The organism is Niveibacterium umoris, from assembly GCF_014197015.1.
Lineage (GTDB): Bacteria > Pseudomonadota > Gammaproteobacteria > Burkholderiales > Rhodocyclaceae > Niveibacterium > Niveibacterium umoris.
Map to the genome: position 1 here is coordinate 1,886,022 of NZ_JACIET010000001.1, position 12,749 is coordinate 1,898,770.

Below are 12,749 nucleotides of genomic sequence, written 5' to 3' on the forward strand. Positions count from 1 at the left end.
GCGACATTCGGACTGCCGCCCGATTACCTTTTTGTCATTTCAGATGCGATAATGTCATTTGCGACGATTTTGCCGAGTCCTTGCATGACCGAATCCGAATTCCGCCTGCTCGTCGCCCGTCTTGAGCGGGAATGCGACGTCGCGCCTGCTCGCTACCGGGCCAAGGTCACCGCGGTCGCCTGCCTCGGCTATGCCTACGCGCTCGGCACCCTCGGGCTGGCACTTGGCGGGCTGCTCGCCGGGCTCGCCTTGCTTGCCAACCACCACGCCTATCTTGGCATCAAGCTCACAATTGCCTTCGCCGTGCTGAGCACATGCATCGCCCGCGCGCTGTGGGTGCGCCTGGAGCCGCCCAAGGGTCGGCGCCTGAGCCCGCGCGAGGCCCCCCATTTGTGGCGCTTGATCGAGAAGCTCCGGGCCAAGCAGGTCGGCCCGCAGATCCACGAGATCATCATCGACGAGGCCTTCAATGCCGCTATCGTGCAGACGCCGCGGCTCGGCATCTTCGGCTGGTATCGCAACACGCTGATCATCGGCCTGCCGCTGATGCTGGCGCTCGCACCGAAGGAACTCGCCGCCGTGGTGGCACACGAATACGGCCACCTCACCGGCGCGCATGGCAAGGGCGGGGCCTGGATCTATCGCATCCGGCTGGTGTGGCTGCGCCTTGCGACTACCTTCGAGGACAGCGAAGGCTGGTTCGACAAGCTGTTCACGCGGTTCTTCCGCTGGTACATCCCGTGGTTCAGCGCCTACAGCTTTGTGCTGGCGCGCCAGCAGGAATACGAAGCCGACCGCGCGGCCGCGCGGGTGGTCGGGCGCAGCACACTGGCCTCCGCGCTGGTGGCGGCCAGCGTGAAAGGCCGTTTCATGAGCGAAAAGTTCTGGCCCGGCCTGCTGGCACAGGCTGACCACCAACCGCAGCCGGGCTTCTTGCCGCATGCGGCGATCCGCACCGCGCTGCGGGTGGCCGGCGACAGCGGCGATTTCAAGACCTGGATGTGGTCAGCCCTCGCGCGCCTGACCAGTTACGACGACACCCACCCGAGCCTGCGCGACCGTCTCGAGGCGCTTGGCGTGAAGAAGCCCGCGGTACCTACGCATCCCGAGCACAGCGCTGCGCAGGTGCTGCTGCGCGACGCCCTGCCCCGCATCACGCAGGATCTGGACGCCGCCTGGCTGCGCCAGGTATCCGCCGACTGGAGCGCACGTCACGCCCATGTGCAAGCCGCGCAGCAAGACGTCGACCAGCTGGGCCCGCGCGCTGCGCGCCTGGAAGTCGAGGAGTTGTCGCGCTATGCACTGGCGCTGCTCACGCTCGACCGCGCCGACGAAGCGCTGCCGCACCTGCGTGCAGCGGCCGAGCACTCGCGCGGGAATGCGGAAACGGCGATCGCCGCCGCGCGACTTCTCGCCGAGCACAACGAAGAAGCGGCTGTGCGCTACTTCGAACTGGCCATGGACCGCGATGGCGACCTGATCCCCGAAGCTACGCAAGAGGTGCTGGCGATGTACGAGCGGATCGGCAACGAAGCACTCATCCAGGTCTGGCAGGAACGCGTGGAACGCGTTTGCGCGCCCTGAGCCGGCGCGCGACTCAGGCGCCCGCCGGCGTGACGTTGCGGGCGGTTTCCATGGCCGCGAGCATGCGGTCGAGATCATGGGGCGGCCGCAGGAAGGCGCTGATCGCGGCAAACGCCGGCGCCACCAGATCACCGCGGGCGTCGCGGTCGAAGAAGAATGTCAGGCCCGACGCCTGACCCAGCAGCGTACGGCCGGCACGCCGCAGGGCATCGGTCTCGGGTGGGGCATCGACCCGTGGCGAGAGCAGGCTGACTTCCTGATTGAAGGTATTAAGCGCCGGATGTTCGGCCAGAAACCGCAGGAAGCGGCTCGCCGCGGCCGGGTTCTCGCCCTTCGCCGGCAGCACCACGACATCGAGCGGCGCCTCTTCGGCGCGTGCCACCTGCGGCTTGATCTGCGGAAAGGGGAAAAACCCGATGTCCGGCGCGATCTGGGGCGGGAACTTGCTGGCGGCAAACGCCCCCATCAGCACCATACCGACCGACTTGCGGTAGAGGTAGGGCAACACCGCATCCCAGTCTTCCGTCATCGTCTCGGCCAGAAAGTCGCCGCGCGCCAGCATGTCGCGCCAGGGCTGCAGCGCCGCGCGGATACGCGGGTCCTGAAAGCTCAGTTCGCCTGCCAGCAGGCGCTGGTGAATGGCGCGCCCATTGCAGCGCAGGTTGAAATAGTCGAACCACGCGGCCGCAGGCCAGCCGTTCTGCGCGCCCACCGCAGTCGGCGTAACGCCGGCGCCGCGCAAGCGCGCGCACGCCTGTTCGAAGGCATCCCAGTCCTTGGGCGCCGCGATACCCAATTGCGCGAACAGGCTGCGACTGTAAAAGAAGCCCCACTGGTAATACGAGATCGGCGCACCGTACAGGCGGCCCTTGTCCTCCAGCGCATCAAGCGTGGCCGAGGTAAAGCGCATGCCCATGCGCTGCAGCAAATCGGCCTCGTCGATCGGGCGCAGCAAGCCTTGACGCGCCGCTTCCTTGAGCCGGGCGCCGGCGAACCAGAACGCGAGATCGACCCGTTCCTGCTGCAAGCGGGTCGTGAAATTGTGCTTGTACTCTTCCTGGCTGAACTCGTTGGCGATGATCTGCAGACCGGGGTTCTGCGCCTGAAACGCCTGCACCAGCTTCACCCAAGCGGAACGCAGGGCGCCACTGGAGATCATGAAGTCCACCACCAGCCGAGGAGACTGAGACTGAGGCTGCGACTGGGCCGAGAACGCCCGTGGAGGCAACAGCGGAAGCGCCAGGGCGGCAGACAGTCGGAGCAGCGCAGCGCGGCGGTCAGGCATTTCCATCGGAAGAGTATCGACCAGGCCAAGCCGGTTCTTTAACGATGCGAATCAAGTCGCGCGAAGATTTTGAAGTCCTCGCGCGTGCTTGCTAGATTGGAGGCATGGATCTCAGCACACAACCTGTCACCGCCGAGCTGCTGACCAGCTTGCAGGCGGTCGCGGCACCACCCGAGCGCGGAGCGATCGCCATGCCGCCACCTGCGACAACGCAGGCGGACATTTCAGCCGCGGGGCAGTCGCTGCTTGCTTCGGACGGCCGCTGCAGCTGCGGCGCAGGCGGTGGCTGCAATTGCGCCAGTGGCGGCGCGCCAGTGCTGACCTACTCGCGCTGACGCCTCAGCCGGATTTGCCCTCGAGCGCCTCCCAGCGCTCCAGCAATGTCAGCAGCTCCATCTCGATCTCTTCCAGACGTGCATTGAAACGCGGCACGTTTTCCGGCTGATCCTTGTAGATCGCCGGGTCGGCGAGTTGTTGCTGCAGCGTGGCCTGTTCGTTTTCGAGTTGCGCGATCTTGCCGGGCAGCTGTTCAAGCTCCCGTTTTTCGTTGAACGACAGTTTGCTGGCACGCGCCGCGGCCTTGCGCTCGGGTTCGACCGGCTTCGGCGCAGGCGCGGCCTTCGGCGCCTCTTTCGCCGCGCTGGCCGCCGCCTCCTTCACCCGCTTCCAGTCCTGGTAGCCGCCGGCGTACTCGCCCCAGACACCCTCGCCTTCGGCTGCGATGGTCTGCGTCACGACGTTATCGAGGAAGGTACGGTCGTGGCTGACGAGGAAGATCGTGCCGTCGTAGTCCGCCAGCAGTTGTTCGAGCAGTTCGAGGGTTTCGACGTCCAGATCGTTGGTCGGCTCATCGAGGACCAGGATGTTGGCCGGCTGCGCGAACAGCCGTGCGAGCAACAGCCGATTGCGCTCGCCGCCCGACAAAGACTTCACCGGCGAACGCGCACGCTGGGGCGCGAACAGAAAATCTTCGAGATAGCCAATGACATGCTTGCGCGACTTTCCGATCTCGACCCAGTCGCTGCCCGGGCTGATCACGTCGCACAGGGCCATCTCCGGGTCAAGCTGGGTGCGGAACTGGTCGAAGTAGGCGATTTGCTGCTTGGTGCCGCGGCGGATCTGACCTTCGTCCGCCTCCAGATCGCCGAGGATCAGCTTGAGCAGCGTGGTCTTGCCGGCACCGTTGGGGCCGATCAGGCCGATGCGGTCACCGCGCATCAGGCGTGTCGAAAAATCGCGGATCACCACCTTGTCGCCGAAGCGCTTGGTGACATGGTTGAGTTCGGCGACCAACTGCCCGCTCTGGTCGCCGCGATCGAGCTGCAGGCTCACATTGCCCATGCGATCGCGCCGCGCCGCACGCTGCCGGCGCAGGTCTTCCAGCCGCTTCACGCGGCCTTCGTTGCGGGTACGCCGCGCTTCAACGCCCTTGCGGATCCACACCTCTTCCTGCGCGAGGAACTTGTCGAAATCCGCCGCCGCCTTGGCTTCGATCACCAGCAGGTCGGCCTTGCGCTGCTGGTATTGCGAGAAGGAGCCGGGGAAGCTGCCGAGGCGACCGCGATCCAGTTCCACGATGCGGGTCGAAACCGCGTCCATGAAGGCGCGGTCGTGCGTGATCACCACCACGCCGCCGCGGAAAGAGCGGATCAGCTCTTCGAGCCAGCCGATCGCGTCGATGTCGAGATGGTTGGTCGGTTCGTCGAGCAGCAGCAGATCCGGCTCACCGGCCAGCGCACGCGCCAGGGCGACACGCTTGATGCCGCCGCCGGACAGGTCGCTGACCTTGAGCGTGCCGTCGAGTTTGAGGCGATCGATCACCTGCTCGACCTTGTGGTGCAGCGTCCAGCCGTTGCTGGCTTCGAGCTGGTGCTGCAGGTCTTCGAGCTGCGCCAATGCCGCGGTATCGCCCTGACCGACCAGCGCGGCGCAGGCATGGTATTCGGCAATCAGCCGTGCGGCGTCGCCCACGCCATCCGCAACGGTGGCGAAGACGTCTCGATCGAGATCGAAATCCGGCTCCTGCGATACGTAGGCGGTCTTCAGGCCAGGCTGGCGCCAGACCGTGCCATCGTCCAGTTTCGCAAGGCCGGCGAGCGCACGCATCAGGCTCGACTTGCCGGCACCGTTGCGCCCGATCAGCGCGACCCGCTCGCCCGGTTCCAGCACCAGCTCGGCATGGTCCAGCAGAGCCACGTCGCCAAAGGCGAGACAGGCGGAATCAAGGGTCAGCAGCGGCATGGCAAGACTCGGGCGATACAGGAAGGGCGTGATTCTACCGGCTCACTGGCCGAACCCGCCGGCCGGGTCGATCAAGCCTGGCCGCGCTTCATTGGAAGCCACCACCGGCTGCTGCCCTGATGGCGAGCACCTGCACGAACGATGTGCAACCCCGCCGCGCGGCACACGCCCCGGCGCTTGCCGCGGCGGCCTATGGCACCACGGCGGGGTGCTTGAGCGCGTGGGCAGTTTCCAGCGTGAAATGGCGTGCCTGCATTTCGTCTTGCGGCAGGCCAAGTTCGCCGTTGCGATAGGCCATGGCGAGGGTCTGGATCGCCTCGGGCAGTTCCAGTTCGGCCGCCGCTTCGTAGAGTGCCCTTGCGCGCGCTTCGTCTTGCGGCACGCCATCGCCTTCACGGTAGGCGTTGGCGAGCATGAACATCGCGGCGGGGGAATTCTTCTCTGCGGCGAGCGCGAACCAGCGTGCGGCAGCGGCGCGGTTCTCGCGCACGCCATAACCGCTGCGCAGCATCAGCCCAAGGTAGTAGGCGGCGCCGGCATGGCCCTGCGCGCCAGCGGCGGCGAAGTGCCGGTAGGCGCTCGGGTAGTCTTGCGCGAGAAACGGCGTGCCGAGAAAACGCAGCTTGCCGAGCGCCATGCTGGCGTCGGCGTCGTCTTGCGCTGCCGCCTTTTCGAGCCATTCGATGCCGTCGGCGACATCGCGTGGCGTGTTGCGCGCAAGCAGCGCTTCGCCCAGTTCGCGTTGCACCGCTGCGCGTTTCGACGACTCGGCCAACTGGCGCAAGCGTTGTTCGGCTTCGGCATCGCGCCCTGCCCCCGCCTGCTGGGCAAGCACGGCGATGGCGGCGGCGTCCGGCATGCGGGCGGCATGGTTGATCCATGCCGCACCGCCCACCCCGGCAAGCGCGGCAAAAAGCGCCACGCCTGCAAGGGCCTTGCGGGTGCCGGGCCGCGTGCGGGGATTCCGCGTCACGGCCAGCGCGATCACTTCGACAGATCCAGTGCGTAGACCGACAGGTTCTTGCCGCTGCCTTCGTCGGCACGCAGCAGCGAGACGTTGTTCAGCCCCGCGGCGCTGGCGAGCGACAGCTTGCCAGCCGAAGAGTTGAAGGTCACCGGGCCTGCCGTTGTCACCTTGGTGAACTTCCAGCTGCGGTCCGAACCGTTGGCGGCGCGGGTCACCGTCTTGATAGCCTTGATGTAGGCAATCAGCACGTCGCGGTTGGCGTCCGGCGCGGCGAGGATGGTCTTGCTGCCGTCCAGGCCGGGGAAGCTGCCGCCGCCGCTGGCGCGGTAGTTGTTCGTCGCGACGATGAATTCCTGCGTGCCGACGATGGCTGCGCCCTTGTACATCAGGTTCTTGATGCGGCTGCCGACCGGCTGGGTGACGTCGATTTCGTAGGTGATATCCGGCGTCGTAAACATGTCGAAGTTGTAGCCAGGGAAGCTGCTGATCAGCGCCTGTTCGGTGGTCTTGGTGGGGTCGATCTGGTTGAAGCGCTTGGCCGCGGTTTCAAGCCAGGCCTTGATGTTGTCGCCGCTCACCTTCACCGCGTAGATCGTGTTCGGGTAGAGGTAGAGGTCGGCCGCGTTGTTGATCGCGACGTTGCCTTGCGCCACATCGGTGTAGTCGTTGCCACCACCGAAACCGCTCTTGAACGGCGCGCTGACCGACAGCACCGGCAGCGTTGCATAGGCTGGCAGGTTGGCCTTCACATACTTCGCCACGTAGTCCGCCTGAGCCTGGTTCACCAGTTCGATCGCGCCGACTTCGCCGACATCGGCAAAGTAGCTGGTCATCTCGAAATCGGTCGCGCCGATCGGCGTCTTCACGTAGCTGATCGTTGCCTGATGTTCGGCCGCGACTGCGGTTGCAACGCTCGGCTCCACTGCGACATAGGTCTTGTCCGCGTTCTGGATCGAGCGCGCTTCGACCTTGGTCTTGGTCTTGTCGATCACCCAGGCCTTGCCGTCGTAAGCCAGCTCGAACTTGATCACGCCCAGGTGCTTGCCCCAGAAGTTCGCCATCACGGTCGGCACACCATTGACCGTGCCGTTGACCTTGTCGACGCCCGGCAGGTTGAACTGCGGCACCGTGCTGGTTGCGTTCGGGAAGATCTGGTGCGAGTGGCCGATCAGCATCGCGTCGACGCCGGCGACCTGCGACACGTAGTAGTTGGCGTTCTCCATCGTCGGCGAGTAGGCGGAGTTATCCAGCCCGCCGTGCGAGATCACGACCACCAGATCGGCACCCTTGGCGCGCATCTCCGGGATGTACTTCTCGGCCTGTTCCTTGATGCCGGCGGTGTAGACCTTGCCGTCCAGCCAGCGCTTGTCCCACGACAGGATGGTGGGCGGCGTGAAGCCGATGATGCCGACCTTGATCGGCGCTGTGACTTCCTTGCCGTCAGCGGTCTTGGCCTTCAGCTCGCGGGTCAGGATCGTGTAGGGCTGGAACAGCGGCGCCTTGCTCTTCACGCTCAGCACGTTGGCGAGCACCTGCGGGAAGGCGGGGCCGGCGCAGGCGGTTTGCTTGGCCGGGTCGGGCAGCCCGTCGATGTTGAACTTGTTGCCGGTGACCTGGTTCAGGTAGGGCAGGCCGTAATTGAATTCATGGTTGCCGATACCGCCACCGTCGTAGCCGATGGCGTTCATCACCTTGTACATCGCCAGCGTGGTGCCGCAGGCGATCGGCGCCACCTGCGCCTGGTAGTCGGCCAGCGCGGTGCCCTGGATGGTGTCGCCGTTGTCCAGCAACAGCGTGTTCGGGAACTCGGCCCGCGCGTTCTTGATCAGTGTCGCGACGCGTTCAAAACCGAAGGACTTGTCCTCGGCAAGCTTGAAGTAGTCGTAGCTGAGCACATTGGTGTGGAGGTCGGTCGTCTCCAGCAGCGCCAGCGTCGCAGCGGTGCCCTTTTCGATCTTGGGCGCCTCCGGCGGCGGTGTGTAGTGGTCTGTGCCGCAGGCAGCCAGCAGCAGCGAGGAGATGAGGCCTGCGGTCAGCAGGCTGGAACGGTTTTGCATCGGCGTCACCTTGTGAGTGAAAAAGCGCCGAATGGTGCTCAGACAGCATTTCAGGGGAATTAAGGCTTTGTGGCACTCAGATAACCGCGACACGGAACAGAGACTTGCGCGGCTCGGCGGAAGCGTTCCGCTGCGCTAAGCTGAGGTCTCATCACCGGAGGGATTCGCCATGCTCGCGTTTGCTGCAGGTCTTTCGCGTCGCGCCACGGTATTGGCCGGCCTCGCGAGCGCACTCGCGGGCTGCGCCAGCACCCAGATCAGTTCGCAATGGTCGGACCCGGCCCTTGCCGGCGCACCCCTGCGCGGCAATACGGTGATGGTGGTGTGCCAGGCGGCGGAGCTGTCGACCCAGCGCATCTGCCAGGACCAACTGGCGGCGCAACTGCGGGCGATGGGTGCCACCCCTGTTGCCGGGCAGCCCGCCGCCGACAACGGTGACCGCAACGCCGCGGCGAAGGCGCAGTTGCCCGCCGCACGAGCCGCCGGTGCCAAGGCGCTGTGGTTCGCCACCGTCGCGCCGGACGCGGCCTATGTTTCGCCTGGTCCGCAGATCAGTTTCGGCATCGGCGGTTTCAGCATGGGCGGGGGCGGCAGCCACTCCGGTGGCGGCGTGGGGGTCTCGATGCCGGTGGGCGGCGGCCGGGTGGATACCGCTTACGGGGCCGAGAACACGGTCTTCGACGCGGCGGACGGCCGCGTGCTGTGGTCGGCCAAGGCGGTCGCACCGCCTTCCGACCGTGTCGACGCGCAACTGGCCGATCTCGCCAAGGTCGCCGCGGAGGCCGCGCGCAAGGCCGGCCTGTTCTGAGCCGCGCGGCGGGCTGGCACCGCCGCGGGCACACTCACGACATCAAACCGGCGCCAGACGCCACAGGCAGGTCACTTCCTGCGCGCGGGCGGCGTGCAGCGGGTCGTCGGCGTCGCTCGCCTTGCCGTGACGCGGACGGATGATCTCGCGGCCGATCACTTTCAAACCGGCTTTCTCGATCCACTCGGTCAATTGCTCGCGCGTGCGCAGGCCCAGGTGCTCGGCGAGGTCTGACAGGATCAGCCAGCCTTCGCCCTTGGGTTCAAGGTGCGCGGTGAGCCCGGCGAGAAAGCCCTTCAGCATGCGGCTGTCGGGGTCGTACACCGCATGTTCGATCGGCGAACTGGGTTTGGCCGGCACCCAGGGCGGGTTGCAGACGATCAGCGGCGCGCGGCCTTGCGGGAACAGATCGGCCTTCACCACCTCGACACGGTTGGCGAAACCCAGGCGCTGCATGTTCTCGTTGGCGCAGGCGATGGCGCGTGGATCAGTCTCGGTCGCGACAATGCGCTTGACGCCGCGCTTGGCCAGCATCGCGGCGATCACGCCGGTGCCGGTGCCGATATCGAAGGCCAGCGCCTCTGCGCCGGTCGGCAAATCGATGCGCGCCACCAGATCGACGTACTCGCCTCGCACCGGCGAAAACACGCCGTAATACGGGTGGATGCGCGAGCCGAGCGCGGGGATCTCGACGCCCTTCTTGCGCCACTCATGCGCGCCGATCAGCCCCAGCAGTTCGCGCAGCGAAGTGACATAGCCTTCGTCCGCCGCACCGTAGGCTTCGAGGCAGGCATCGTGCACTTCGGGTGCGCGGCGCAGCGGAATCAGGTGCCCGGCGTCGAAGGGGATCAGCAGCATGCCCAGCGTGCGGGCGCGCTGGGCCTGGGCCATGCGGTGCAGGTTGAAGGCCTCGGTCGGCGATTGGGCCTGCTTGGCTTTCTTGCGGTCGGCGCGCCGCGCCATCGCCTGCAGCAGCATGCGGGCGTTCTGGAAATCGCCGCGATAGAGCAGCGCGGTGCCTTCACAGGCCAGCTTGTAGGCGTTATCCGCGGTGGTGGTGTCGTCAGCAATCACCACCCGCTTGGGCGGCGCGACACCGGCTTCCGAACGCCAGCGCGCGCTGTGCGCGGTGTCAGCTTCGGACCATTGAATCAGGGGAAAGTCGCTCACGTGGCGTCCTTTTCGTTATTGGGCAAAGTCCGCGCGGCGCGGACGAAGGGCAGAAGGATAGACCCTTGCGGCGCGCTGCGGGTCGCTCGCCAGAGCAAATACGGCGCGGTGTGATCCGCCGCGGGCTCAGGCGTCGGGCCAGTGGTCGTGGCGCGCGCGGCGTTCGGTGCGGTAGTTGGTGATCTCCAGCCGGATGCCGTCGGGGTCGCTAAAGTAGGTGGCCCAGTAGTCCGGCGCATAGCCCGGATGCAGGGCAGCCTCGCTGGCATCAATGCCTGCTGCGCGTAATTGGCGGCTGGCGGTGATCACGTCGTCCACCGTTTCCACCCGCAGGCACACATGGTGCAGCCCCGGCGCATAGGCGTCGTGCGCCGAGGCGCTGCGTGCCGGACGGATCACCACCCCGAAGTGGCGGTTGTAGTACTGCACATGCGACTCGCCATGCAGCGTAAAGGTGTTCTTGCGAAAGCCGAGCACGCCGATCATTGCCCGGTCGTAAAACGCCTCGGCGCGCGGCAAGTCCGACACGCTGAGGTAGAGGTGGTCGAATCCGATGACTTCAGGCACGGGCTGCGCTCCACTTGCGAGACTGCGGCAGTCTGATCTGAGCTCGCCTGGAGGGCAATGCCGCGCACATCAGCGTTTGCACCGTCCCTGGCGAGCTCGAACAACGGCCGCGCTTCTTTGCATCGAGCCAACGCGCCACGACTCACGCGCGCCATCGCGCGCGCATGGGTCATATTCCCGTGCGAAGTTGGCTTCAGATCGCGCGTGAAATCTCGTTAAATGCTTGTGTGACGTTCAGACCCTGCAGCAGTACCTCAGACGAGAGATACACGTATGACGAACATGCTTTCGAACACGTGGCGGAAGGTCGGCCTTGAGCTGAAGCTGCAAATCCTGATCCAGGGCTTCCTGTTCGTCGTACTGATCGGAGCGCAGCTCTGGATTACGGCGCGCTTCGAGCAGCAGACACTGAACGCCGCGGCGGTCAGGGCAGCAACGCTTGCCGACGGTGCCATCGATGGTCTGAACACCATGATGGTTGCCAAAGGCAAGGACGATGACGTGATACGCGACGAGAAGATCCGCAGCCTCTACATCCAGGAAATCGGTGCGGGGCCCAACATCCGCGAGGTGCGCATCGTTCGCGCCCCCAGCATCGACAAGGAGTTCGGCGACGGGCTTGCGCAGGAGCGCCCGCGCGACGACATGGATCGCGGCGTGCTGGCCACCGGCAAGACGGCCACCCGCGTCAGTCTGGGCGCGGATGGCGCGGCCGAATTGCGGGCTGTCGTGCCCTTCATCGCGGAAAAGACCACGCGCTCCACCAACTGCGTGAAATGCCACGACGCCCAGGTCGGTTCGGCCATCGGGGCCGCAAGCGTCACCCTCGACATCAAGGACGATCTGGCCCGAATCAGCAGCCTGAATACCTGGATCTGGATCGGCCAGGCAGTACTCCAAGTCGTGCTGTTCTTCGTCATCGGGTGGATCGTTCGCCGCTTGCTCAGCCAACTGGGTGGGGAGCCGGCCTACGTCATCGACATCGCGACGCGGATTTCCCGCGGTGACCTGTCGGGTGAGGTGCGCACCCGCCCCGGCGACAACAACAGCTTGCTGGCTGCGATGAGCCGGATGCAGACCGCGCTGCAGGGCATGATCAGCGGCGCACTGCAGACCGCCATGCAGCTGAACGACGCCGCGCGCGGCCTGGTGGTGTCGTCGCACCAGGTCTTGAGCGCCGCCGAACGCGAGAGCGATGCCTCGGCCTCGGTGGCGGCAGCGGTGGAAGAGATGACGGTGTGTATCGGACAGATCTCCGAAAACGCGGGCAGCGCGCAGCACCATGCGGCCGCAACCGGGGCACTGGCCAAGGACGGCTCCACCGCCATGCAGGACGTGATCGTCGAGATGGACAAGATCTCCGAATCCGTGGCGACCTCGTCCGGCGTGATCTCCACGCTGGGCGAACGTTCGCGCCAGATTTCGGCCATCGTCAATGTCATCAAGGAAATCGCCGACCAGACCAACCTGCTCGCGCTGAATGCCGCAATCGAGGCGGCGCGCGCCGGCGAACAGGGGCGTGGCTTTGCCGTCGTGGCCGATGAAGTCCGCAAACTGGCTGAGCGCACAAGCCATTCGACGACGGAAATCGCCGCCATGGTCCAGGCCATCCAGGACGGCACCGCGGATGCGGTTGCAGGCATGGCCAACGGCAGCGCGTGTGTCACCAACGGCGTGCAGCGGGTGGAAACTGCAGATGGCGCAATGACCAGGATTCAGGAAGGCGTTCAGCAGGTGCTGGCCTCGGTCGACGACATCTCGGCATCGCTGCGCGAGCAGAGCGCGACCAGCAACCTGATCGCGAGAAACGTCGAAGAGTTCGCGCGCATGAGCGACGAAACCACCCGCGTCATGCGAGAAGTCAATAACTCGGCCGACAGGCTCGAACAACTCGCCGCTGCGCTGAAGGCCTCGGTTGGGCAGTTCAAGGTGTAGCCCGCCCTGATCGCTGCAGCAGTATCCGACCTGCGCGCCGCCGCCCGTTGGCGTATCGGGCTCCGTTCGTCGGGATGGGCGCTGCCCCGGCGCTCGCCGCCCTGCTCTGCGCTACATCCGCAAGCGGCGTACAGC

10 protein-coding genes are annotated in these 12,749 nt (G+C 65.8%); 4 read left to right on the forward strand and 6 right to left on the reverse strand.

Going from position 1 to position 12,749, the window contains the following annotated elements; genetic code table 11:
• Window positions 1-84 precede the first annotated feature (84 nt).
• Entirely contained in the window at window positions 85-1,584 is a 1,500-nt protein-coding gene (locus GGR36_RS08495) for a M48 family metallopeptidase (protein ID WP_183634175.1), read from the forward strand.
• A 13-nt stretch (window positions 1,585-1,597) separates the two neighbouring features.
• Here the strand turns inward: GGR36_RS08495 and GGR36_RS08500 are convergent, their stop codons facing one another.
• Window positions 1,598-2,869 carry an ABC transporter substrate-binding protein gene (locus GGR36_RS08500; RefSeq protein WP_221229509.1) on the reverse strand — a complete coding sequence of 424 codons (1,272 nt, stop codon included), beginning with the start codon at window positions 2,867-2,869 and terminating at the stop codon, window positions 1,598-1,600.
• A gap of 104 nt (window positions 2,870-2,973) precedes the next feature.
• Here GGR36_RS08500 and GGR36_RS08505 point away from each other — a divergent pair, with 104 nt between their 5' ends.
• Window positions 2,974-3,204 (forward strand): hypothetical protein, encoded by a 231-nt coding sequence (locus GGR36_RS08505; protein ID WP_183634177.1) that lies wholly within the window; start codon window positions 2,974-2,976, stop codon window positions 3,202-3,204.
• Window positions 3,205-3,208: 4 nt separating this feature from the next.
• On the opposite strand, the gene GGR36_RS08510 is transcribed toward GGR36_RS08505, so the two are convergent.
• The 3 genes from GGR36_RS08510 to GGR36_RS08520 all read right to left on the reverse strand — a co-directional run bounded on the left by GGR36_RS08510 (window position 3,209) and on the right by GGR36_RS08520 (window position 8,134).
• Window positions 3,209-5,110 carry an ATP-binding cassette domain-containing protein gene (locus GGR36_RS08510; protein ID WP_183634178.1) on the reverse strand — a complete coding sequence of 634 codons (1,902 nt, stop codon included), beginning with the start codon at window positions 5,108-5,110 and terminating at the stop codon, window positions 3,209-3,211.
• Between the two features lie 190 nt (window positions 5,111-5,300).
• Window positions 5,301-6,098 (reverse strand): SEL1-like repeat protein, encoded by a 798-nt coding sequence (locus GGR36_RS08515; RefSeq protein ID WP_207064267.1) that lies wholly within the window; start codon window positions 6,096-6,098, stop codon window positions 5,301-5,303.
• Entirely contained in the window at window positions 6,095-8,134 is a 2,040-nt protein-coding gene (locus GGR36_RS08520) for a bifunctional 2',3'-cyclic-nucleotide 2'-phosphodiesterase/3'-nucleotidase (protein ID WP_183634179.1), read from the reverse strand. The genes GGR36_RS08515 and GGR36_RS08520 overlap by 4 nt, the downstream gene beginning before the upstream one ends.
• A gap of 169 nt (window positions 8,135-8,303) precedes the next feature.
• On the opposite strand from GGR36_RS08520, the gene GGR36_RS08525 reads away from it, so the two are divergent.
• Complete coding sequence (locus GGR36_RS08525; RefSeq protein WP_183634180.1) at window positions 8,304-8,942, forward strand: hypothetical protein; 639 nt, start codon at window positions 8,304-8,306, stop codon at window positions 8,940-8,942.
• 42 nt (window positions 8,943-8,984) lie between these two features.
• Here the strand turns inward: GGR36_RS08525 and GGR36_RS08530 are convergent, their stop codons facing one another.
• Complete coding sequence (locus tag GGR36_RS08530) at window positions 8,985-10,112, reverse strand: methyltransferase (protein WP_183634181.1); 1,128 nt, start codon at window positions 10,110-10,112, stop codon at window positions 8,985-8,987.
• Window positions 10,113-10,238: 126 nt separating this feature from the next.
• A complete protein-coding gene (locus GGR36_RS08535; RefSeq protein WP_183634182.1) occupies window positions 10,239-10,679 on the reverse strand; it encodes a VOC family protein in 441 nt (146 codons plus the stop codon).
• A gap of 273 nt (window positions 10,680-10,952) precedes the next feature.
• On the opposite strand from GGR36_RS08535, the gene GGR36_RS08540 reads away from it, so the two are divergent.
• On the forward strand, window positions 10,953-12,614 hold the full coding sequence (locus GGR36_RS08540; protein ID WP_207064266.1) for a methyl-accepting chemotaxis protein: 1,662 nt from the start codon (window positions 10,953-10,955) through the stop codon (window positions 12,612-12,614).
• The last annotated feature ends 135 nt before the right edge of the window (window positions 12,615-12,749 follow it).

Coding starts and splice junctions, on each gene's coding strand:
- GGR36_RS08495 (WP_183634175.1), top strand. CDS start 85: ATGACCGAATCCGAATTCCGCCTGCTCGTCGCCCGTCTTGAGCGGGAA.
- GGR36_RS08500 (WP_221229509.1), bottom strand. CDS start 2,869: ATGCCTGACCGCCGCGCTGCGCTGCTCCGACTGTCTGCCGCCCTGGCG.
- GGR36_RS08505 (WP_183634177.1), top strand. CDS start 2,974: ATGGATCTCAGCACACAACCTGTCACCGCCGAGCTGCTGACCAGCTTG.
- GGR36_RS08510 (WP_183634178.1), bottom strand. CDS start 5,110: ATGCCGCTGCTGACCCTTGATTCCGCCTGTCTCGCCTTTGGCGACGTG.
- GGR36_RS08520 (WP_183634179.1), bottom strand. CDS start 8,134: ATGCAAAACCGTTCCAGCCTGCTGACCGCAGGCCTCATCTCCTCGCTG.
- GGR36_RS08525 (WP_183634180.1), top strand. CDS start 8,304: ATGCTCGCGTTTGCTGCAGGTCTTTCGCGTCGCGCCACGGTATTGGCC.
- GGR36_RS08540 (WP_207064266.1), top strand. CDS start 10,953: ATGACGAACATGCTTTCGAACACGTGGCGGAAGGTCGGCCTTGAGCTG.